The 21,459-nt window shown below is 70.4% G+C and carries 21 protein-coding genes and 1 pseudogene; 16 read left to right on the top strand and 6 right to left on the bottom strand.

The window, feature by feature from the left end; translation table 11 throughout:
• Positions 1 to 308: 308 nt before the first annotated feature.
• Entirely contained in the window at positions 309 to 1,148 is an 840-nt protein-coding gene (locus F3J18_RS19770; protein WP_166913741.1) for an SDR family oxidoreductase, read from the top strand.
• 311 nt (positions 1,149 to 1,459) lie between these two features.
• Positions 1,460 to 3,025 carry a methyl-accepting chemotaxis protein gene (locus F3J18_RS19765; RefSeq protein WP_166913739.1) on the top strand — a complete coding sequence of 522 codons (1,566 nt, stop codon included), beginning with the start codon at positions 1,460 to 1,462 and terminating at the stop codon, positions 3,023 to 3,025.
• Here F3J18_RS19765 and F3J18_RS19760 read toward each other — a convergent pair whose 3' ends face one another.
• Both F3J18_RS19760 and F3J18_RS19755 read right to left on the bottom strand, forming a co-directional pair.
• Positions 3,026 to 3,478 (bottom strand): GNAT family N-acetyltransferase, encoded by a 453-nt coding sequence (locus tag F3J18_RS19760; protein ID WP_345791182.1) that lies wholly within the window; start codon positions 3,476 to 3,478, stop codon positions 3,026 to 3,028.
• Positions 3,479 to 3,494: 16 nt separating this feature from the next.
• Positions 3,495 to 4,418: a LysR substrate-binding domain-containing protein gene (locus F3J18_RS19755; protein ID WP_166913737.1), complete on the bottom strand. Its 924-nt coding sequence runs from the start codon at positions 4,416 to 4,418 to the stop codon at positions 3,495 to 3,497.
• 145 nt (positions 4,419 to 4,563) lie between these two features.
• Here F3J18_RS19755 and F3J18_RS19750 point away from each other — a divergent pair, with 145 nt between their 5' ends.
• The 5 genes from F3J18_RS19750 to F3J18_RS19730 all read left to right on the top strand — a co-directional run bounded on the left by F3J18_RS19750 (position 4,564) and on the right by F3J18_RS19730 (position 11,134).
• Positions 4,564 to 5,592, top strand: a complete 1,029-nt coding sequence (locus tag F3J18_RS19750) for a DUF1338 domain-containing protein (protein WP_166913735.1) — start codon at positions 4,564 to 4,566, stop codon at positions 5,590 to 5,592.
• A gap of 292 nt (positions 5,593 to 5,884) precedes the next feature.
• On the top strand, positions 5,885 to 7,045 hold the full coding sequence (locus F3J18_RS19745; protein WP_025097794.1) for a branched-chain amino acid ABC transporter substrate-binding protein: 1,161 nt from the start codon (positions 5,885 to 5,887) through the stop codon (positions 7,043 to 7,045).
• Between the two features lie 163 nt (positions 7,046 to 7,208).
• Positions 7,209 to 8,708: an aldehyde dehydrogenase family protein gene (locus tag F3J18_RS19740; RefSeq protein ID WP_166913734.1), complete on the top strand. Its 1,500-nt coding sequence runs from the start codon at positions 7,209 to 7,211 to the stop codon at positions 8,706 to 8,708.
• 12 nt (positions 8,709 to 8,720) lie between these two features.
• Positions 8,721 to 9,893 carry an FAD-binding oxidoreductase gene (locus F3J18_RS19735; RefSeq protein ID WP_025097792.1) on the top strand — a complete coding sequence of 391 codons (1,173 nt, stop codon included), beginning with the start codon at positions 8,721 to 8,723 and terminating at the stop codon, positions 9,891 to 9,893.
• A gap of 14 nt (positions 9,894 to 9,907) precedes the next feature.
• The gene (locus tag F3J18_RS19730; protein ID WP_025097791.1) at positions 9,908 to 11,134 is read left to right on the top strand and encodes a PLP-dependent aminotransferase family protein; all 1,227 of its coding nucleotides are present in this window, start codon (positions 9,908 to 9,910) and stop codon (positions 11,132 to 11,134) included.
• Between the two features lie 145 nt (positions 11,135 to 11,279).
• Here the strand turns inward: F3J18_RS19730 and F3J18_RS19725 are convergent, their stop codons facing one another.
• Positions 11,280 to 12,422 carry a porin gene (locus F3J18_RS19725; protein WP_166913732.1) on the bottom strand — a complete coding sequence of 381 codons (1,143 nt, stop codon included), beginning with the start codon at positions 12,420 to 12,422 and terminating at the stop codon, positions 11,280 to 11,282.
• Positions 12,423 to 12,717: 295 nt separating this feature from the next.
• Between F3J18_RS19725 and F3J18_RS19720 the strand changes: the two genes are divergently transcribed.
• The gene (locus F3J18_RS19720) at positions 12,718 to 13,437 is read left to right on the top strand and encodes a response regulator (RefSeq protein WP_043278131.1); all 720 of its coding nucleotides are present in this window, start codon (positions 12,718 to 12,720) and stop codon (positions 13,435 to 13,437) included.
• A gap of 157 nt (positions 13,438 to 13,594) precedes the next feature.
• Positions 13,595 to 14,590 carry an SLAC1 anion channel family protein gene (locus tag F3J18_RS19715; protein ID WP_166913730.1) on the top strand — a complete coding sequence of 332 codons (996 nt, stop codon included), beginning with the start codon at positions 13,595 to 13,597 and terminating at the stop codon, positions 14,588 to 14,590.
• Between the two features lie 75 nt (positions 14,591 to 14,665).
• Here the strand turns inward: F3J18_RS19715 and F3J18_RS19710 are convergent, their stop codons facing one another.
• The 3 genes from F3J18_RS19710 to F3J18_RS19700 all read right to left on the bottom strand — a co-directional run bounded on the left by F3J18_RS19710 (position 14,666) and on the right by F3J18_RS19700 (position 16,803).
• Positions 14,666 to 15,100: a Fur family transcriptional regulator gene (locus F3J18_RS19710; protein ID WP_166913728.1), complete on the bottom strand. Its 435-nt coding sequence runs from the start codon at positions 15,098 to 15,100 to the stop codon at positions 14,666 to 14,668.
• 306 nt (positions 15,101 to 15,406) lie between these two features.
• Positions 15,407 to 16,111 carry an SDR family oxidoreductase gene (locus F3J18_RS19705; RefSeq protein ID WP_166913726.1) on the bottom strand — a complete coding sequence of 235 codons (705 nt, stop codon included), beginning with the start codon at positions 16,109 to 16,111 and terminating at the stop codon, positions 15,407 to 15,409.
• A gap of 104 nt (positions 16,112 to 16,215) precedes the next feature.
• The gene (locus F3J18_RS19700; protein WP_345791183.1) at positions 16,216 to 16,803 is read right to left on the bottom strand and encodes a TetR/AcrR family transcriptional regulator; all 588 of its coding nucleotides are present in this window, start codon (positions 16,801 to 16,803) and stop codon (positions 16,216 to 16,218) included.
• A 338-nt stretch (positions 16,804 to 17,141) separates the two neighbouring features.
• Between F3J18_RS19700 and F3J18_RS19695 the strand changes: the two genes are divergently transcribed.
• From F3J18_RS19695 to F3J18_RS19665, 7 genes and pseudogenes are all read left to right on the top strand, one after another.
• A complete protein-coding gene (locus F3J18_RS19695) occupies positions 17,142 to 17,456 on the top strand; it encodes a hypothetical protein (protein WP_017919560.1) in 315 nt (104 codons plus the stop codon).
• Between the two features lie 81 nt (positions 17,457 to 17,537).
• A complete protein-coding gene (locus F3J18_RS19690) occupies positions 17,538 to 17,888 on the top strand; it encodes a hypothetical protein (RefSeq protein ID WP_226284744.1) in 351 nt (116 codons plus the stop codon).
• Positions 17,889 to 17,900: 12 nt separating this feature from the next.
• Positions 17,901 to 18,347 (top strand): hypothetical protein, encoded by a 447-nt coding sequence (locus F3J18_RS19685; protein ID WP_166913722.1) that lies wholly within the window; start codon positions 17,901 to 17,903, stop codon positions 18,345 to 18,347.
• 116 nt (positions 18,348 to 18,463) lie between these two features.
• Positions 18,464 to 18,796, top strand: coding sequence for a hypothetical protein (locus F3J18_RS19680; protein ID WP_226284743.1), 333 nt, complete (start codon positions 18,464 to 18,466; stop codon positions 18,794 to 18,796).
• A 325-nt stretch (positions 18,797 to 19,121) separates the two neighbouring features.
• Positions 19,122 to 20,645, top strand: coding sequence for an ATPase domain-containing protein (locus F3J18_RS19675; protein ID WP_025097782.1), 1,524 nt, complete (start codon positions 19,122 to 19,124; stop codon positions 20,643 to 20,645).
• Positions 20,646 to 20,651: 6 nt separating this feature from the next.
• Positions 20,652 to 21,014 (top strand): response regulator, encoded by a 363-nt coding sequence (locus F3J18_RS19670; RefSeq protein ID WP_166913720.1) that lies wholly within the window; start codon positions 20,652 to 20,654, stop codon positions 21,012 to 21,014.
• Positions 21,015 to 21,169: 155 nt separating this feature from the next.
• Positions 21,170 to 21,459: pseudogene (locus tag F3J18_RS19665) on the top strand (biliverdin-producing heme oxygenase); the annotation flags it as partial.

Below are 21,459 nucleotides of genomic sequence, written 5' to 3'. Positions count from 1 at the left end.
TCGCGCGCGAAGCTCATTAAACCGCCGTTGGCGGCCTCGTGACCGTCCCGATTTGCTTCAAGCCTCGTAGAGGAAAACTCATCAATGCGCGCCGGCGCGATCGACGATCATGGACGCTTTCCACCGCGGCGCGGGCCGACGGCTGCCAGGCTTGCCGCGACGGGCTCGGCGAGCCCGGCGTGGATGCGGCGCCATATGTGCGCGTATATCACGCAAGCGGACAGGCGGGATGCCGAGCCGTCTCGCGCGACACGTTCGGCAAGCCGCGTGCCCGCCGCACCGCGTCCCTGCCTGAGGAGTGCGTAGCAATGAGTGCAAGCAAGACCTGGTTCATCACCGGCACCTCGACCGGCTTCGGCCGGATCCTGACCGAGAAGCTGCTCGAACGCGGCGACCGCGTGGCGGCCACCCTGCGCGAGCCGGCGCGGCTCGACGCGCTGCGCGAGCGCCACGGCGAGCGGCTGTGGGTGCAGGCGCTCGACGTGACCGACGCGAACCGGATCGGCCCGGTGGTCGACGCGGCCTTCGAGGCCTTTGGCCGGATCGACGTGCTGGTCAACAACGCCGGCTACGCGGCCTTCGGCGCCGCCGACGAATTGTCCGACGCGCAGATCCGCCGCCAGCTCGACACCAACGTGCTCGGCTCGATCCGCGTGACGCGCGCGGCGCTGCCGCATCTGCGCGCGCAGGGCGGCGGGCGCATCCTGCAGGTCTCGTCGATGGGCGGGCAGATCGCCTTGCCGGGGCTGTGTGCCTATCACGCCTCGAAATGGGCGATCGAGGGCTTCTTCGAGGCGGTGGTGCAGGACGTGGCCTCGTTCGGCATCGAGGTCACCCTGGTCGAGCCGGCCGGCGCGCATACGAATTTCATCCACGGCCTGGACAATGCCACGCCGCTCGAGGTCTACGAGGACACCATCGTCGGCACGCGGCGGCGCGCGCTGGGCTCGCCGTCCACCTATCGCCTGCCGCTGTCGCCGGAGAAGGCGGTGGACGCGATGATCGCCAGCGTCGAGCAGAGCCCGGCGCCGCGGCGGCTGGTGCTCGGCGGCGGCGCCTACCGGCTGATCCACGAGGCGTTGACGGCGCGGCTCGCCGAACTGGAGGCGCAGAAGGAGATCGCCTTCGCGGCCGACGACGCGCAGTGAGCGGCGTGGGCTGAACGGCAGGGATCGCGATACGCGACTCGCGGCATCGCGGCGGTCCAGCCGCAAGGCCGCCGGGCGGCAACCCGGCAAGGCGGCAAAACCCCGAACCCACGCGGCGGCGGAGGTGGCGGCGCGCACGACCGGGCAAACCGGAGGCGCGCCGCATGGCGCAATTGGACGGGTTCCCGTCGCTTCGCGGCAAAAGTCAAAAATCGGCGATTCCGTTACTCCGGCATGAGGCGCGCTGCCGGCACGGCCGGCGTTCGCGGCTCGCCCAGGCCGCCGTTCCGTCCGATTCCTCGATGCCGACCATGTCCCGAACCCTCACGATCCGCGGCGGGCTCGCCGCCACGATTGCCGGCTGTACCGCGCTGCTGATGCTGGTGATCGCGGCTGCCGCGTTCTCGCTCGTCAAGAGCAATGGCGCGCTCGACGCGATGTACCGCGACGACACCGCCTCGGTGGTGCACCTCAAGACCAGCTCCGAGCGCATGCTGATGCTGCGCGTGGGCCTGGGCAACGTCGAGCAGATCATCAGCGCGGGCAAGCCGGCCGGCGACGAGATCCGCCGCCTGCATGCGCTGCTCGACGAGAGCAATCGCGAGCTCGATGCCTATCGCGCCCTGCACGCGCCCGACGCGGCCGAGAAGAGCTTGCTGGACACCATGCTGGCCCGGCGCGACCGGCTGCTGTCGCAGGCCTTCGCCAAGGGCCTCAAGCAGCTCGACAGCGACAACCTGGTCGACTTCCTCGGCACCCAGCGCGACATGCCCAGCGCCTGGTTCGACGAGTACCAGCAGGCGCTCACCGCGCTGGAGGCCTTCCAGGTCGAGCGCCAGCGCGCCCGCTTCGAGCAGGCCGCGCGGCGCTTCGACATGACGCTGGCGGGTTTCGGCATCGCCGCGCTGGTGGCGCTGGTGGCCGGCTTCATCGCGCATCGCGGCCTGGCGCGCGCGATCGTCGGGCCGATCGACGCGGCCGTGGGGCACTTCGCCAGGATCGCGGCGGGCGACCTGACCGGGCGCATCGAGATCGGCCGGGGCAACGAGATGGACCGGCTGCTGGCCGCCCTCGACGAGATGCGCGGCCACGTGGCCGGGGTGGTCGGCAAGGTGCGCGAGGGCACCGACGCGATCCGGCTCGACGCGCGCGACATCGCCGGCGGCAATCGCGACCTGTCGGCGCGAGCCGGCCAGCAGGCCTCCTCGCTGCAGCAGGCCGCGGCCAGCATGGAACAGTTGACGGCGACGGTGCGCCAGAATGCCGACAACGCGCACGACGCCAGCGCGCTGGCCACGCGCGCCTCCGAGATCGCCACCCGTGGCGGCGAGGTGGTGCGCCGCGTGGTGCGCACCATGGACGCGATCGCCGACAGCTCGACGCGCATCGTCGGCATCGTCGGCGTGATCGAGAGCATCGCGTTCCAGACCAACATCCTCGCGCTCAACGCGGCGGTCGAGGCGGCCCGCGCCGGCGACCAGGGGCGCGGCTTCGCGGTGGTGGCCAGCGAGGTGCGCCAGCTCGCGCAGCGCTCGGCCGCGGCGGCCAAGGAGATCAAGGAGCTGATCTCGGCCTCCAGCACGAACGTCGGCGAGGGCAGCGCGCTGGTCGGCCAGGCCGGCGCGACCATGGACGAGATTCTCGGCGCGGTGCGCAGCGTCAACGCCATCATGGCCGACATCAGCCTGGCCTCGCGCGAGCAGTCGGCGGGCATCGAGCTGGTCAATGCCAGCGTGGTGCAGATGGAGGCGAGCACGGCCCACAACGCGGCCCTGGTCGAATCGGCCTCGGCCAGCTCGGCCTCGCTGGAGCGGCAGAGCGAGAGCCTGCACGCGGCCGTGTCGTGGTTTCGGGTGGTGGAGGGGGCGGCGGCCTGATCAGCGGCGCGGGCCGTCGCGAGGCTCGCGCAGGTAGTGGATATCCCATTCGGCCTCGTCGGTCCACACGAAGCCGTGCCGCTGGTAGAAGCGGTTCGAGGCGCTGCCGCGCAGCGCGCCCACGCGGATCGGCGCGGCCTGCGCGTCGGCCTCGGCGAAGATCGCCGCCAGCACGGCCGCGCCGATGCCCCGGCCCTGCATGGCCGGCTCGATATAGAGGTGGTCGAGCAGCCAGGGTCGCGTCTGGCGACGCAGCAGCACGAAGCCGGCGCGCACGCCGTCGGCCTCGACGAAGCGGCAATCGGCCGGCGTGAAGCCGGCCAGGAAGCGCTCGCGCGCCCGCTTCGGATCGAAGCGGCCGAGCGCTTCCAGGCTCTCGCGCATCGCCGCAATGCGGATCGCCACCAGCGCCTCGACGTCGTCCAGGGTGGTCGGGGAAAGATCCAGGATCACGGCCGATCATTCCCCTTCATTGCTGCGCCTCGGCATACTCGCGCGCCTGCCCCAGCAGCCACTCGCGAAACGCCTCCAGCGGCTTGCTGTGGCTCAGCTCGGTCGGGTAGACGAGGTAATAGGCCGCGTCGTCGCGCATCGCCTCGCGCGCGGCGGCCGGCACCGCGTAGGGCACCACCACGCCCAGCTGCGCCTCGCGCCCGTCGACGAAGAACTTCGGCACCAGCGCGATGCCGAGCCCGGCCGCCGCCGCGCTGATCAGCATGGTGTGCAGCTCGTAGCGGTCGCCCTGCATGGTGCCGTGGTCCTCCACGCCGAGCGCGCCGAACCAGCGCGACCAGCCGTCGGGCCGCGTGGTGGAGTGCAGCAGCGGATAGGCCAGCAGCTCGTGCGGCTTGCGCACCGCCTTCCTCAGCAGCGCCGGCGCGCACACCGGCACCACTTCCTCGCCGAACAGGTAGTCGGCCGCGGCGCCGGGCCAGGTCGGCTTGCCGTAATGAATCGCCGCCTCGAAGTGCGACTCCTCGAAGGAGAAGATGCCGGTGCGCGCGCCCATGTTGACCCGCACCTCGGGACATCGCTCGTAGAAATCCTTCAGGCGCGGGATCAGCCACTGAGAGGCGAAGGTCGGCAGCACCGCCAGCTCCAGGTAGCTGCCGCCGCTGCCGTGCGCGATGATCGACAGCGTGTCGCGGTCGAGGTTCTCCAGCGCGCGCCGCACCTGGGTGCTGTAGAGCCGGCCCGCGCGCGTGAGCACCACGCGCTGCTTGGCGCGCACGAACAGGCGCACGCCGAGGCTGGCCTCCAGCGTCGCGATCTGCCGCGAGATCGCGCTTTCCGTCAGGAACAGTTCGCGCGCCGCGTAGGTGAAGCTCTGGTGGCGGGCCGCCGCCTCGAAGGCCAGCAGCGCGCCCATGTTCGGGATCTTGAATTTGCGCATGTTGATTCCGAAAACGCATCAAGTGGCAATTTTATCTCGCTTTACGCCGGCCGCGGCCATTTCGAATAATGCGTCCGGAGCAAGCCAGCCCATGCGCCGCCCGCGCGGCGAGGCCGGCTGGCCAGAGACCCCGACGAGATCCCCGATGCGCAATTCGAACCTGCAAGCCCTGTTGACCACCCTGCTCGGCGAGCCGAAGACCGACGCCCTGTTCGCCACGCTGAACCTGCCGCCGCTGCTGGCGGATTGGGAAGACGGCACGGTCACGCGCGCCGAGCTGGCCCAGGCGATGAACATGGCGCTGTTCGAGGACCTGCTGGAGCGCTCGCCGAACGGCCGCGACTACACGCGCGATGCGATCGCAGCCGGCGGCTCGGTGTTCTTCGACCACGGCGCGCTGCGCACCGTGCGCTGGCGCGAGACCGGCGCGCTGCCGCCGGGCGAGGCCGCCTTCGCGCGGATCCTGCGCCCGCTGGGCTTTCGCCTGAACGGCCGCTACCCGCTCGACAAGCTCGGCATGACCGGCCGCGCCTACGCCCACGAGGACGCGCCCGACGACATCGCGCAGTTCTTCGTCAGCGAGCTTCATCCCGAACGCTTCTCGACCGAATTCCAGCAGGCGGTCAGCCGCGTGCTGCGCACCTCGCGCGACCCGCTCACGCCCGAGGCGCTCGGCCTGCTCTGGGAGCTGGAGCGCGACGGCACGCTGCCGCTCGAGGCCGCGCACCGGCTGCTGCCGGCGATCGTCGGCGCCTTCGCGCGCCAGCACGAGGTGCCGAGCGTCGACGACTACGAGCTGCTGCTGGCCGAATCGGCCGAGATGGCCTGGATCGCCACCGAGGGCAATGCCTTCAACCACGCCACCGACCGCGTGGCCGACGTGTTCGCGCTGGCCGAGGCCGAGAAGGCCAAGGGCCGGCCGATGAAGCCGGAAGTCGAGCGCTCGCGCTCGGGCCGCGTGTTCCAGACCGCCTATCGCGCCGACATCGTGGAGCGCCAGTTCCGCACCGCCGAGGGTCGCATCCTCTCGCGCAGCGTGCCGGGCTCGTTCTACGAATTCATCACGCGCAAGCGCGAGTTCGACCGCGCGACGCACCAATGGAAGCTCGACCTGCGTTTCGACGCCGGCAACGCCCAGGGCATCTTCAAGATGACCGCCAACGCGGGGCGCTGAGCCGGCCGCGCGGCCCGGCGCGCCTTGCGGTGCCGGGCTTGATGAGCAAAGTGCAAGAGGTGGTGCGTGGAAGTCGTTTGATCCGCCGTTTCCGGCTGCCGACAATCGGCGCTCCCGCCAGGCCGCCAGGCAGCGCCGGCCGCCATCGACCCATGTTCCGCTGGCACGCCGCGAGCGTGCCGGACCCGACCAGGAAGACACCGACTCACAGGCAGCACCCGCAAGTCCACTGCCGACAGCGCCCCGGCGCCCCGGCGCCGCCCCCGATTCCCGTTCCCGAAGGAAGCGTCCCATGAGATTCCCGCCGAGATTTGCCCGCCGCGCCGTGCTGTCCGCCCTCGTGCTCGCCTGTGCCGCGGGCGCTTCCGGGGCCGCGCTGGCGCAGGAAATCGTCAAGATCGGCGTGGCCAGCCCGCTGACCGGCAGCGCCGCCGCCTACGGCAAGGACATCGAGAGCGGCGTGCGGATGGCGGTGGACGAGGCCAATGCCGGGCACCCGGTGATCGGCGGCAAGCCGGTGAAGTTCGTGGTCGATTCGCAGGACGACCAGGGCGACCCGCGCGTCGGCGTGCAGGTCGCCCAGCAACTGGTGGACGACCACGTGGCCGCGGTGGTGGGCCACTTCAACTCCGGCACCACGCTGCCGGCCTCGAAGATCTACGCGAAGGCCGGCATTCCGATGCTCACGCCCGCCGCCACCAATCCCGACATCACGCGCGCCGGGCTGGACACGGTCTATCGCGTGATCGCCAACGACATCCAGAACGCCGGCAACGCGGGCGAATACGCCGCGGCCGTCACCAAGGCCAAACGCATCGCGATCGTCGACGATCGCACCGCTTTCGGCCAGGGCGAGGCCGACCAGTTCGAGAAGGCCGTCAAGGCCAACGGCGGCACGGTGGTGACGCGCGAATTCGTGTCGGACAAGGCGGTCGATTTCAGCGCCCAGCTCACCCGCATCAAGAGCACCAATGCCGACCTGGTGTTCTTCGGCGGGCTCGACGCGCAGGCCGCGATGCTGGTCAAGCGGATGCGCCAGCTCGGCATGCGCGCGCAGTTCCTGGCCGGCGGCGGCGTGATGAACGCGAACTTCATCAAGCTCGCGGGCCCGGCCGGCGAGGGCGCCTCGGTCTGGGAATACGGCCAGCCGCTCGAGCGCCTGGCACGCGGCAAGACCTTCGCGACCGACTTCCGCCGCAAGTACGGCGTGGACATGCTGGCCTACGCGCCGTTCGCCTACGACGCCGCCTGGATCGCGATCCGCGCCATGCAGAAGGCCAACAGCACCGCGCCGGCGGTCTACAACGCGGCGCTCAAGAGCACCCGCTACGACGGCATCACCGGCACCATCGCCTTCATGCCGAACGGCGACCTGAAGCAGCCCAGCTCGACGCTCTACGAAGTGAAGAGCGCGGCCTGGGTACCCGTCACCACGCGCCAGAGTGTCGAATGACGCCGCTGGCCGATGAGGATCCGGTGCGCCGCATGGCGCGCCTCGGTCCGAGGCGCGCCATGCGGCGGCGGCTCGGCGACCATCGCGTCGAGGGGCCGCCGCGCCCGCGGCGACGCGGCCCCATGAATCCCTTTTCCGCATTCCCCAATCCAGAGGTGGCAACGTGAACGCAGCAAGCATCCTTTCCGAACTCGGCATCGACCATCTCGTCCAGGGCGGCGAACTCGCCGTGCATTCGCCGATCGACGGCCAGCTGATCGCCCGCGTGGCGACCCAGGGCGAGGCCGAGGTCGACGCGGCCCTGGCCGCCGCCCAGCAGGCCTTCCTGGCCTGGCGCGAAGTGCCGGCGCCGCGTCGCGGCGAGCTGGTGCGGATCCTCGGCAACAAGCTGCGCGAGAAGAAGCCGGCGCTCGGCGCGCTGATCACGCTGGAGGCCGGCAAGATCCTGCAGGAAGGGCTGGGCGAGGTGCAGGAGATGATCGACATCTGCGATTTCGCGGTGGGCCTGTCGCGCCAGCTCTACGGCCTGAGCATCGCCTCGGAGCGCCCCGGCCACCGGATGGCCGAGACCTGGCATCCGCTGGGCGTGTGCACGGTGATCTCGGCCTTCAACTTCCCGGCCGCGGTGTGGTCCTGGAACGCGGCGCTGGCCCTGGTGTGCGGCAACGCGGTGATCTGGAAGCCTTCCGAGAAGACCCCGCTGACCGCGCTGGCCACCCACCAGATCCTGCTCGAGGCGCTGCGCGAATTCGGCGACGCGCCGGCCGGCCTGGCCGCCGTGATCAACGGCGGCCGCGAGATCGGCGCCAAGCTGGTGGCCGATCCGCGCTCGAACATCGTCAGCGCCACCGGCAGCACCGAGATGGGCCGCAAGGTCGGCGTCGAGGTGGCGCGCCGCTTCGGCCGCTCGCTGCTGGAGCTGGGCGGCAACAATGCCGGCATCGTCTCGAACACCGCCAACATGGAGCTCGCGCTGCGCGGCATCCTGTTCTCGGCGGTCGGCACCGCGGGCCAGCGCTGCACCACGCTGCGCCGCCTGTTCGTGCACGAGAGCATCTACGACGAGACCGTCGAGAAGCTCAAGACGCTGTACGCCAAGGTGCGCATCGGCAACCCGCTGGAAGCCGGCACCCTGATGGGCCCGCTGATCGACAGCGGCTCCTTCGACCGCATGCAGTCGGCGCTGGAGCAGGCGCGCCGGGAAGGCGGCAAGGTCAGCGGCGGCGAGCGCCACGCGGTGGCGGGCAGCGAGGGCGGTTTCTACGTGCGCCCGGCGATCGTCGAGATGCCCGCGCAGACGGCGGTGGTGCTGACAGAAACCTTCGCGCCGATCCTCTACGTGCTGAAGTACCAGCGCTTCGAGGACGCGATCGCGGCCAACAACGCCGCCTCGCACGGCCTGTCGTCCTGCGTGTTCACCACCGACATGCGCGAGAGCGAGCGCTTCCTGTCCTCGGCCGGCAGCGACTGCGGCATCGCCAACGTCAATATCGGGCCGAGCGGCGCCGAGATCGGCGGCGCCTTCGGCGGCGAGAAGGAAACCGGCGGCGGCCGCGAGTCGGGCTCGGATGCGTGGAAGGCCTACATGCGCCGCGCCACCAACACCGTCAACTACTCGTCGGCGCTGCCGCTCGCGCAGGGCATCGACTTCAACATCGGCTGAACGGAGCGCGGCATGAGTTCCCGGATCGTCATCATCGGCGGCGGCGTGATCGGCAGCGCGGTCGCGTACTTCCTGCGGGCCGCCGACCCGAGCGTCGCGGTGACCGTGATCGAGCGCGATCCCACCTACGCGCGCTCGTCCTCGGCGCTGTCGGCGGCCTCGATCCGCCAGCAGTTCTCCACGCCGCTGTCGATCCGCATGTCGCTGTTCGGCATCGCGTTCCTGCGCGAGCTGGGCGAGCGGCTGGCGATCGACGGCGCGCGGCCCTCGATCGACCTGCACGAGGGCGGCTACCTGTTCCTCGCCACGCCGGCGGGCGAGGCCACGCTGCGCGAGAACCACGCGCTGCAACTGGCCGAGGGCGCGCAGATCCGCTACCTGGAGCGCGAGGCGCTGGCCGCCGGCTTTCCCTGGCTCAACGTCGAGGATCTCGCCGCGGGCTGCTACGGCGAGCGCGGCGAGGGCTGGTTCGACGGCTACGGGCTGGTGCAGGCGCTGCGCAAGAAGGCGCAGTCGCTCGGCGCGCGCTACCTGCCCAGCGAGGCGGTGGACCTGGTGCGCGAGGGGCGGCGCATCACCCATGTGGTGAGCGCCGACGGCGAGCGCCATGCCTGCGATACGGTGGTCAACGCGGCCGGCGCCTGGGCGCGCCGCATCGCCGAGCTGGCCGGCGTCGAGATCCCGGTGTTCGCGCGCCGCCGCAGCATCTTCAACGTGTCCTCGCCGGCGCGGCTGGAACGCTGCCCGCTGCTGATCGACCCGAGCGGCGTCTACTTCCGTCCCGAGGGGCGCACCTATCTGTGCGGCACCTCGCCCGCGCCCGATCGCGATCCCGACGACCTGCCGCTCGACGAGGTCGACCACGCGCTGTTCGACGAGGTGATCTGGCCGACGCTCGCGCATCGCGTGCCGGGTTTCGAGGCGCTGCGCGTCGAGAACTGCTGGTCGGGCTACTACGAGTACAACGTGTTCGACCACAACGCGATCATCGGCTACCACCCCGAGGTCGAGAACTGCATCTTCGCCAACGGCTTCAGCGGCCACGGGCTGCAGCAGGGGCCGGCCACCGGGCGCGGCGTCAGCGAGCTGATCCTGCATGGCCGCTACACCACGCTGGACCTGTCCGAGCTCGACTGGACGCGCGTGCTGGAAAACCGGCCGATCGTCGAGAAGAACGTGGTCTGAGGGAGGGCCCGCCCATGTATGACTTCACCGCCCCGTTTCGCGAACCGGCCGGCTCGCCGATCCGCGAGCTGTTCCGCTATCTCGGCCTGCCGGGGATGATCTCGTTGGCCGGCGGTTATCCGGCCGCCGGGCTGTTCGATACCGAGGGGCTGGAGCGCGCCGCGCAGCGTGCCTATGCCAAACCGGTGCGCTGCCTGCAATACGGGCCCACCGACGGGCTGCCCGAGCTGAAGGAGGCGCTGGCCGCGCGGCTGGCCTCGCGCGGCGCGTCCTGCCGGCCCGAGGAGCTGGTGGTGACCACCGGCTCGCAGCAGGGGCTCGACCTGCTGCTGCGCGTGCTGGTGGCGCCGGGCGACCTGGTGCTGACCGAGCAGCCCGCCTATCCGGCCACGCTGGCCGCGCTGCGCCTGGCGCAGGCGCGCATCGTCACGCTGCCGACCGACGGCGCGGGGCTGGATGTCGAGGCGCTGGCCGAGCTGCTCGATTCGGGGCGCGTGGCGCGGCCCAAGCTGCTCTACACGGTGCCGACCTTCGCCAATCCGACCGGCGCCACGCTCACGCGCGAACGGCGCCTGGCGCTGCTCGCGCTGGCCGCGCGGCATCGCTTCGTGATCGTCGAGGACGATCCCTACGCCGACCTGCGCTTCGCCGGCGAGCCGGTGCCCTCGATGCTGGCGCTGTCGGACCAGGTGCCGGGCTCGCGCGACTGGGTGGTGCATTTCGCCAGCCTGTCGAAGATCGTCGCGCCGGGGCTGCGGGTGGGCTGGACCGTGGCGCCCGCCGAGATCGCCCGGCGTTGCACCATCGCCAAGCAGACCGTCGACCTGTGCAGCTCGCCGTGGACCCAGGCGATCGCCGCCGAGTACCTGGCCGAGGGCGCGCTGGAACGGCATCTGCCGGTGATCGCCGCGGCCTATCGCGACAAGTGCGATGCGCTCTGCGACGGGCTGGACGCCGCGCTGGGCGACGCGATCGACTTCCATCGTCCCGAGGGCGGCCTGTTCGTGTGGGCGCGCATCGGCGGCGCGGAATCGGCGGCGCTGCTCAAGCAGGCGATCGCGCAGAACGTGATCTTCGTGCCGGGGCGCGCGTTCTACGAGGACGGTGTCGATCCTTGCGCGCTGCGCCTGTCGTTCGCGGCGCCCGCGCCCGGCGATATCCGCGAGGGCGTGCGGCGCCTGAAGCTCGCGCTCGACGCGACGCTGGCGGGCGAGGACGTGGTGGTGGCAGCCGGGCGCTAGGCGCGCCGGTCGCGAAAGCGGGCCATGAAGAGAGTCGGCAACCCAAGCCGGCCATCGAGCGCGATGCCGCCCGGCATCGCCGGAACCTGAGACGCCGGGCATCTGGTGTGCCCGGCACCCCCTTCCTTCTTTCCTTCCTTCGCGTTCAGAACTTGTGGCGCATGCCGATGCCGGCCACCGTCTGCTGGCTGGTGCTCGACGGCGTCTGGCCGCTGACGTCGGCGCCCAGGCCCGAGCCGTCCGCGCTGATGCGCTGGTAGCTGACCTGGGCATACAGATCGGTGGTCTTCGACAGCAGGTAGTCGGCCTGCAGCGACACTTCGTGCCAATGCGGATGATGCCCGCCCGTCGCGTTCGAGATGCTGCCCTGCGTGTAGGTGTATTCGCCGTTCAGGTTGAGGTAGGGCGTGAGCAGGTAGCCGGCGTTCAGCTCGTAGTTGCTGAAGCTCGCGCCCTGGCCGTTCTGCGCCAGGTTCAGGCCGTTCGCGCCGTTGATGGTGTTCAGCCCGCCCAGCTGCGTGCGGGTCCAGACCATGCCGAGCAGGGCCGGCCCCACGCGATAGTTCAGCCCCGCGCCGTAGGTGCGCTGCTGGGCGGCGACGAAGGTGCGCTCGGTCAGCGTGATCGCGCCGTTGGTGTTGGCGCTGCCGCCGTTGTTGGCCTGCAGGTAGCCGGCCGCCACCGTCAACGGCCCCTGGTGGTAGGAGGCGCCGGCGCTGTAGAGCCGGTTGTCGTCGAAGCCGCCGGCCTCGTTCGAGAACGCGTAGAGCGTGCCGAACGTCAGGCCGTGGAAATCCGGGCTCGCATACTTGATCGCGTTGTTGACGCGAAACGAGTTGTTGAGGTTGTCGTTGTCGTAGGGATGCGCCGACAGGTTGTTGCCGCCCGGATGATGGCCGGTGAAGCTCAGCGGCGCGAGATAGTCGACCACCGAGTCGTACTGGCGGCCCACCGTCAGCGTGCCGGCGTCGCGATTGGCCAGGCCCGCCCACGACTGGTAGCCGAACAGGCGCCCGCCCTGGCGCAGCGAGCCGTTCATCACGCTGAAGCCGTTCTCGAGCGCGAAGATCGCCGCGGTGCCGCCGCCCAGGTCCTCGCGGCCGGCGATGCCCCAGTGGCTGCCGGTCACCGTGCCGCTGGCGGCCTGGAACTGCTTGCTGCCGGCCGCGTTGCTGGTATAGACCAGCCCGGCGTCGATCACGCCGTACAGCGAAACGCTGCTCTGCGCATGGGCGCCGCAGGTGCTCAGGGCCGCGCACGCGGCGACTGCGAAAGTCGTCTGCTTCATCGATGTCTGTCGTCGGAAGGAAAAGGGGGCCGCGTGCCGGCCTGGGCATCTCGTCCGCGTGGTCGGAACCGCCGCGCGAGCCGCTTGCGCGGGCGTCGCGAAACGCGCCGCTGTTGCCTCGCGAGCGGCAAAAATGGCGTGATATATTCGCGAAACACGAACGATTTTTATTTACAGCGCGAGACTCTAAAGGCCGTTTGTAATGGCGTTGTGTTGACGCCGGGCCTTTTTGTAATGGATTGCGTTGGCGCGATACCGGCGCTTTTCCAGCAGGTGCCTTTCCCCGAACATGGCGATGGATCACATCCTGGTCGTCGACGACGACCCTCACATCCGGCAACTGCTGCAGGACTACCTGCGCGAGATGGGCTACCAGGTCCAGGTGGCCGCCGACGGTGCCCAGATGAAGCAGATCCTGCGGCGCGCCAGCATCGACCTGGTGGTGCTGGACCTGATGCTCGACGGCGAGGACGGCCTGGACCTGACGCGCGACCTGCGTCGCGAGCAGGGCGTGCCGATCATCATCCTGTCCGCGCGCGGCGGCCTGCTCGACCGGATCCTCGGGCTCGAGATGGGCGCCGACGACTACCTGCCCAAGCCCTTCGACCCGCGCGAGCTGGTCGCCAAGATCAAGGTGGTGCTGCGCCGCACGCGCGCCGTGCCGGGCGGCGGCGCGCGCGGCGGCGAGGCCAGCGCCTGGATCGGCTTCGCCGGCTGGCGGCTCGATACGCGCATGAAGCAGTTGCTGTCGCCCGAGGGCCTGGTGGTTTCGCTCGGCGGCTCCGACTACCGCACGCTGCGCACCCTGCTCGATCATCCGAACCGGCCGCTGTCGCGCGAATTCCTGCTCGACCGCGTGTTCGACAAGGGGCTCACGCCGCTCGATCGCTCGATCGACGTGTGCGTGAGCCGGCTGCGCCAGACGCTCGGCGACGATGCCCGGAAGGCCATGCTGATCCGCACCGTGCGCAACGAGGGCTACATGCTGGTGGCCGAGGTCAGCCACGAGGCCTGAGGCTCGAACCGAAGCCCCGGCGCCGCGCGGGATGGGCGGCGCCGGCCCGCGCGACACGGTTTCGCCTGTCATCCTTCCCCGGTAGAGTTCGAGTGACGCCGGCCGCGCCAGGCCGGCACGGTCCCGCATCCCTCACTCGATACGATAAAGGCAAGCCATGGGAGACACAGCAAGCCAGGTAGTCAAGACGCCCTCGCAGCTCGACTACCTGCCGGTGAGCCTGTTCGGCTCGGTGATGGGCCTGGTCGGGCTCGCCGTCGCGTGGCGCGAGGCCGCCCGCCTGTACGGCGTGCCGGGGGCGATCGCCGATCTCGTCGGGTTCCTCGCGATCGTGGTGTTCGTCGCGCTGCTGTTCGGTTACGGCTGGAAATGCCTGAGCGCGCGGGCCGCCGTGATGACGGAGTTTCGACATCCGGTGGCCGGCAGCCTGTTCGGCACCGTCTGGATCAGCCTCTTGCTGCTGCCCATCGTGCTGGTGCGCCTCGATCGCGCGCTCGCGTTCGGCATGTGGGTGGTGGGGGCAGCCGGCATGATGCTGTTCGCCTGGCATATCGTCGGCCGCTGGATGAGCGATCGCCAGCACGCCGCGCATGCCACGCCGGCCTGGATCATTCCCGTGGTCGGGCTGCTCGACCTGCCGCTGGCGATGCCGGCGCTGGGCCTGCCCGCCGCCTCGGGGCTCGGCGTGTTCGCCCTGGCGGTCGGGCTGTTCTTCGCGATCCCGCTGTTCACGCTGATCTTCTCGCGCCTGCTGTTCGAGGCGCCGATGCCCGACGCGATGCGTCCTTCGCTGATGATCCTGGTCGCGCCGTTCGCGGTCGGCTACTCGGCCTACACGACCGTGACCGGCCAGCACGACCTGTTCGCCACCGCCCTCTACATGCTGAGCCTGTTCATGCTCGCCGTGCTGGCCGCGCAGATGCGCCATCTGGCGGCCTGCTGCCCGTTTCGCGTGTCCTGGTGGGCGGTCAGCTTTCCGCTGGCCGCCTCCGCGATCTGCGCGCTGCGCTACGCCGGCGCCAGCCCCGGGGCTTTCACGAACGGCGTCGCCTGGCTGCTGCTGGGCGTGACCAGCCTGGTCATCGCCGGCTTGCTGCTGCGTACGCTCAAGGGGCTGTTCAGCGGCGAGCTGCGTACCCTGAGCGGCAGCTAGATCGAGACGCCCGGCGCCCCTTGGTGCCGCGGGCGCGCTCGAGCCGGTTGCCGCCCGCGAGGCCGGGCCGGCCCCTCAATGCACGGCAGCGTTCTGCGCCGGCTCGCAGTCGGCGCAGACCCCGAACAGCACATGCCGATACGCCTGGTAATGGAAGCCGTGCGCGGCCGCGAGCCTCGCCTGCTGGCGCTCGAACTCGGGATCGCGCAGGTCGCGGATCGTCTCGCAGCGCGTGCAGACCAGGTGGATGTGCTGCTCGCCGCGATTGAGCTCGTAGACCAGCTTGGCCGAGCCGACCGAGGAGCCGACGATCAGCGAGGCTTCCTGCAGGTTGGCCAGCGCCCGGTAGATGCTCGACAGGCTGTAGTTCATCTCGCCGCTGAGCGCCTGGAACACCTGGTCGACCGTGTAGTGCGCGGCCGGCTCGTCGTGGAACAGCTTGAGAACCGCCACGCGCGCCGCGGTGGGCCGCATCTGGACGCGCTTCAGTTCCGAATAGATCGCTTTCATGGGGTGGATATCGTTGTTTTGTCGGTGCCGCGTGTGGTGTGCGGCGCCGCCATGGCGGGCCGCATCCGGAGTAACACCGGATCGACGCGAATATTCCAGGGGCGGGAGTGAAAAAAACGTCAAGGCGCGGCGGGGGCCGCGAAGGCGGGAGAGGGCCGGGGGCGCCCGGGTGGGCGCGGCAGGTTCGGCGCGCTCGATATCGCGCCGGGAAGGATGGGGCGGGGCAGGCGCGCAAGCGCGGCGCCCGGCCCGGATGGCCGGCAGCGGCAGGCGTCGCCTGCCGCCGGTTGCGCCGGGAGCGCGGGATCAGCCGGCCCGCGGGCCCTGCAGGTAGATGCCGGAGGACAGGCCCTGCTTGACCTGGCGCGTGATCTCGTCCACCAGCACTTCCTCCTCGCCGGCCTCGAGCGCGTCGAGCGTGGTGCGCACCACGTCCTCGGGGCGCGCCTTTGGCACGTCGAACTGGCGAATCATGTCGGTGTCGATGTAGCTGGCGTGGAAACCCGTCACCAGCGTGCCCTGCTCGCGCAGCTCGTTGCGCAGGCCGTTGGTCAGCGCCCAGGCGGCCGCCTTGCTGACGGCGTAGCCGGCGATCATCGGCGAGTTCGCCCAGCTCAGGATCGACAGCATGTTGAGCAGCGCGCCGCCGCCGTTGCGGCCGAGCACGCCGGCGAAGGCGCGCGTCACGTTCAGCACGCCGATCAGGTTGGTCTCGAGCTGCTCGCGCAGCACCGGCAAACCTTCGTCGGACAGCAGGCTGCCGAGCCGGCCGATCCCGGCGTTGTTGATCAGCACGGTGACGTCGCCGCATTCCCGCGCGGCGGCCTCGGCCTGTTCCGGCCGGGTCACGTCGAGCTGGATCGGGATCACGCCGGGCAGGGTCACCGTGGCCGGGTCGCGCGCGGCGGCGTAGACCTTGGCGGCGCCGCGCGCCAGCGCCTGTTTCGCGAGTTCGAGGCCGAGGCCGCGATTCGCCCCGGTGATGAAGACGACGGAACCTTCGAGTTTCATGGAAGCATCCTTGCGCGCAGCGCGCCTTGGGTTGATATGACGATCGTCATATTTCGGATCGGAAAAAAGCCCCGGTGGCGATCCAGGCCGGCCGGGGCGTGAGCTCAGGCCGGCGCGTAGCGCGCCAGCAGTTCGCGTTTGGCGGCCGCCAGCACGGCGCGGCCTTCCTCGTTGTCGCCGAGCGCGCGCGCCAGTTGCAGCGCGCCGAGCATGGTGCCGGTGATCGACCAGGCGGTGTCGTCGGGGTAGCCGGGCGGCAGCGCCCGCAGCACATGGCGCTGGAGCCGGCGCGCCACCTCGCGCGAGGCCTCCACCACGTCGCCCGATTGCGCCGGTATCTCGGAGGCCAGCGCGGCCATCGCGCAGCCGCGCTCGCGATCGCCGATCACGCCGGGATACAGGTAGGTTTCGACCATTGCCTGGAACGGGCTCAGGCCGGCCGCCACCAGCCGCGCCGCATGCGCGTCCATGGTCAGCATGCTGTCGGCGGCGGCGTGCTCGACGGCCGCGCACAGCAGCGCGTCGCGCGAGGCGAAGTGCGCGTAGAAGCCGCCGTGGGTGAGGCCGGCTTCCTTCATCACCTCGGCGATGCCAACGCCGTGGAAACCGGCGCGCCGCACCGCGCGACTGCCGACCTCGAGGATCCGCTCGCGCGAGGCTTCCTTGCGCAGGCTATGGGCTGATTTCTTCATCGGGTTCATCCGGCGAGTTCATATGATGCTCGTAATATGACGTGCATCATATGTGCTGGCGGCCGCGGCAGGCAAGCGGTTTTTCAAGGGCGGGAAGACGGCGGCCATCACGAGTCCCCCACCTGCCGTTTCCGCTCGCCCGGGCCGCCGATCCTCCTGCGTTTTCCTTGCCCACGGGCCGTCCCCCGGGACTGGCCCGATTCTTGCCCATTCCCTGCGCCGATCGGAGCCGATCGCCCGCCGTGCCAAGCGGGAAGCGCTTCGACAGCCGGCATGCGACATGCCGATTTACCAAGGTGCTGGCTTGAATTGTAATTTTTACAACAAGGAAAAGACCAATGAACGAGATTCAATTCGTCAGGTTGGTAGTCGTCGCGCTGTTCGCGATGGTCTGCTGGTCGATGTGGGACGCCCTTCGCGTGGCGGTGCGCAGCCCGCTCGACGGCCCGGTGCGCCGCGCGCAGACGATGGTCCGGCTGATGCGCGCGGTGGTCTACGCGGCGCTGCTGTACGTGCTGTCTGCCTGGGGCGCCTACCAGGCCTGGTTCGCCGGCTCGGTGGTGTCCTGGACGCTGGCCACGCTGCTGGTCACGGGCGGGGCGACCGGCGCCTACCTGGGCTGGGTGTACCTGACCGTGAGGCCGCCGGCCTGACACCGTGGTCCCGCACCTTGGCCGTACTTTCGATGCCTCGTCCGGCCCGGCCGGGGCTCCCCTGATTCCGCAGGACATCCGATGATGATTCCGACCCAGACCGCACAAGACACGCTGGCGGCGCTCGCGCGCGCCGGCTTCGAGATCAGCCTGCCGCTTTCGATCGCGCCGGTGCGCGAGGAGCGCGACTACCGCGCGCTGGTCGCGGCCGGCCTGATGGCCCTGAACCTGCCCGCCGACGCCTGGGCCGACACGGAGATGTGGGCGGTGGTGGCCGCCTACGCGAACGTGCACGGGCTGGTGCCGATCACCGAGCTGCAGGCGGCCAGGCTGCGCCTGACGCCGTTCGAGACCGGCGCGGCCAACACGGTGATCGCGCTGGCCGCGCGCATCGCCACGCTGGCGGTCGCGCCCGGCCGGCGCGCGGCCTGAGGCGCGGGCGGCATGAAACGACGTCAACTGAGCAAGGCGCAATTGCTGCCGCTGCCGGCCGACTACCTGCGGCGGATGCAGTTGCGCCACCATCTCGCGCTGGCTGCGCTGCGCGCGGCCCGGGCGAGCCCGGAGCAATTGGCGCTGCTGCTTAGCACGATCCAGATCGCCTACCTGCTGCGCGCGCCGTCGCAGGCGGGCAGCGCCCGCGAGGCCGACCAGGCGCTGTTCTCGCGTGCCGAGCGCACCCTCGAGCAGTGTTACGCGCGCCTCAGCGAGGGCGCGCCGGTATTGCTGCACGAGCACGAGCGCGGCGACCTGGAGCGCATCGTGACCGACTACGACGCGCGCCTGGTCGCGCTGCCCGCGCATCGCTACGCCGATGCCCAGGCGGAGCTGCACCACCACGTCTTCACCGGGCGCTCGCCGATTCCGGCGCAGCGGTCGCAGGCCGCCTGAGGTGCCCCGGTTTCTGCAATCGCATTGAAAAAACGCATCGTCCGGCCCGCTCGCGGGCGCGGCCGGCCCTGCACCGCTTTCCGATTCGAGGTTCGTCCATGTATGAAAAAACGCCGATGTCCGGCCCGCGGCCGGACGCCCCGCGCCGCGTCGACGGCATCGTGTTCCATCTCGCCCTGAACGGCAGCTGGATCGAGACCATCGGCACGCCCTTCGAGTGCCGCGGCCGGACCTGGGCCGTGCATCGCTCGCCGCTGTTCGCGCCGGACAGCCATCCGCGCTACACCGTCTCGGACGTCGAGACCGGGCGCGGCCTGCGGCGCATCCTCGAGCCGAGCATCGAGGCGGCCCGCGCGGTGGCCACCGCGGTGATCGAGGCGATGCCGCTGCCGGTCTGGACCAAGATGGTCCGGCTGCCGCAGGTCGCCGCGGTGATGGCCGCCGCCTGAGCCTCGCGCCTTCGCGGCCCGCCATGCCCGGCACACGGCGCACGGTGGCGCCTTCGATCGCGTCACGGCCGCGAATGCATGCACGGGCGGCGTGATACGACCCGCCCGCGCGTCGCCATGCATGCGCCGCGCGCATCCACCGCCTCCTTTCTCCTCGCCGCCGTGAGCGGGCCCGGCATTTGCTCCGTTTCATCATGATCTGTCGTGACGATATGCGGGGCGCCGTCGGTCGCTCACGTTAGAATCGCGAAAACCGAGCCGCCCGTCACGGACGGCATTGCGCCCGGTCCGCCGGGACCGGCCACCGACATCTGAACGACTGAACATGACCCAGGAAGACTCCGCGCCCCAACATCCGGCGCCCGACCCGAAGCCGAGCTCGCCGTCCGAAGCGCGGCTGCCCGACAACGTCGAGACGGGCGTGCCGGGTCTCGACGAGATCCTCGGCGGGGGTTTCGTCCGCGGCGGCCTCTACCTGATCGAGGGCATGGCCGGCGCGGGCAAGACCATCCTGTCGAGCCAGATCGGCTTTCACCGCGTGCGCCAGGGCGAGCGCGTGCTCTACATGACGCTGATCGCCGAATCGCACGACAAGCTGCTCGGCCATCTGCGCGGGCTCGAGTTCTTCGACCAGTCCGCCGTGGCGCAGCAGATGATGTTCGTGTCCGGCTACCACGAGCTGATGAAGGACGGCCTGGACGGCTTCCTGAAGCTGATCGCCGCGAGCCTGGCGAACTACCGCCCGGGCCTGTTGATCATCGACGGCTTCCGCAGCGCGCGCGAATTCAGCGAGACCGAGCTCTCGCTGTCGAAGTTCATCCACGAGCTCAATGCGCTGGTGGCGGCGATGGACTGCACCACGCTGCTGCTCGCGCCGCTCTCGGGCAACGAACCGCATCCCGAGCACACCCTGGTGGACGGCCTGATCGAGCTGAACCGCTACAGCGACGGCATGCGCCGCGCACGCGAGATCGAGGTCCACAAGATGCGCGCGCGCAACCATCTGCTCGGCAAGCACTTCTTCCGCATCACCGCCAGCGGCCACGCCATGTACCCGCGCCTGGAGGCGCGCTACGCCAACCTCGAGGACGAGCGCGACCTGCGCCAGCGGCTCGACACCGGCCTGCCGCACCTCGATCACCTGATCGGCGGCGGCTTCGTGCGCGGCTCGACCACCACCGTGATCGGGCCGGCCGGGGTCGGCAAGACCCTGCTCGCGCTGCAGTTCCTGCAGGCCGGCATCGCGCGCGGCGAGAAGGTGGTCTACCTGGGCTTCTACGAATCGCCGCAGCGCCTGATCGGCAAGGCCGAGGCGGTCGGCATCCGGCTGCGCGAGGGCTTCGCCGACGGTCGCCTCACCATGCAGTGGCAGCCCGCCGTCGAGCTCGAGGTGGACGAGCTGGCCGCCACCACGCTCGCGCTGATCCGCCGGCTCGGCGCCTCGCGGCTGGTGATCGACGGCATGGAGGGCTTCCGCGATTCGGCATTGCGGCCCGCGCGTTTCGGGCTGTTCCTCAATGCCTTCACGCATGCGCTGCGCGACTCGGGCATCACCACCATGCTGACCGAGGAACTGCCGCTCTATGCGGATCCCTCGCACGGCAAGGGCATGCGCCTGTCGGCGCTGACCGAGAACCTGATCCTGCTGCGCTACGTGGAAGCCGATGGCCGCCTGCGTCGCATGGTGTCGGTGGTCAAGCAGCGCGAGAGCGCGCACGACACCTCGCTGCGCGAGCTGGTCATCAAGTCCGACGGGCTCGACGTCACGCCGAATGCGATCGGCGCGGCGGGGCTGCTGTCGGCGCAAGGGCTGACGACCATGCTGCATCGGCCGATGACGGACGGCTAGTTGCTGATGAAGACCATCCTGATCGTGGACGACGAGTTCGACATGCTGACCGTCTGGCGTCTGCTGCTGGAGCAGTGCGGCTATGCGGTGATCACGGCGTCGAACGGCGCGATCGCGCTCGACCGCGTGAGGGAAACCCTGCCGGACCTGATCGTGACCGACTACATGATGCCGGTGATGACGGGCGCCGAGCTGTGCGCGGCGCTGGCGCGCGAGCCCGACTGGCGCCGGATCCCGGTGATCCTCTGCAGCGCGGCGGTCGAGATCCCGGTGCCGCCCGGCGCCCAGGTCGAGACCGCGCGCAAGCCGCTGTCCTTCGATACGCTGCACGGCATGATCCGGCGCCGGCTCGGCGAAGGGGCCGACTGAGCGCGGCGGGTAGTGCATCAAAATGCGTGCGCCGATGTCGCTGTCATGCGATAGTCGCGGAACTGTCGGCGGTGCCGAGTCCATCCGGCGCCGCTCCGGCACGATCCGCCGCCTTCCTGCCGCGCGCGGCGGAGCCAACCGAGGAACCCATTCCGATGCTGGACGAGATTCGACCGGCCGATGCCCACGAGGCGTCGCCGTCCACCTCCATGGCCGGGCGCGCGGCAGCGCCCGCCATGCAGGCGACGCCGCCGGTGCTGGCGCGGCTGCGCGAGGCCACCGGCGAGCAGCATGAGCTGCTGCACGGCCTGATGCCGCTCGCGGCGCCGTCCCCCACGCTTTCCGATTACCTTTCCCACCTGCTGGTGCTGCGTGCCTGGCTGGCGCCGCTCGAGCCCTGGCTGGCCGCGCGCGGCGACGGCCTCGCCGCGCACGCGGCGGCCGT

It is taken from the genome of Burkholderia sp. Ax-1720 (assembly GCF_011753035.1).
GTDB classification, from domain to species: Bacteria; Pseudomonadota; Gammaproteobacteria; order Burkholderiales; family Burkholderiaceae; genus Burkholderia; species Burkholderia gladioli.
Note: the sequence above shows the minus strand (reverse complement) of the source record. Positions and strands in the feature narration are given on the sequence as shown.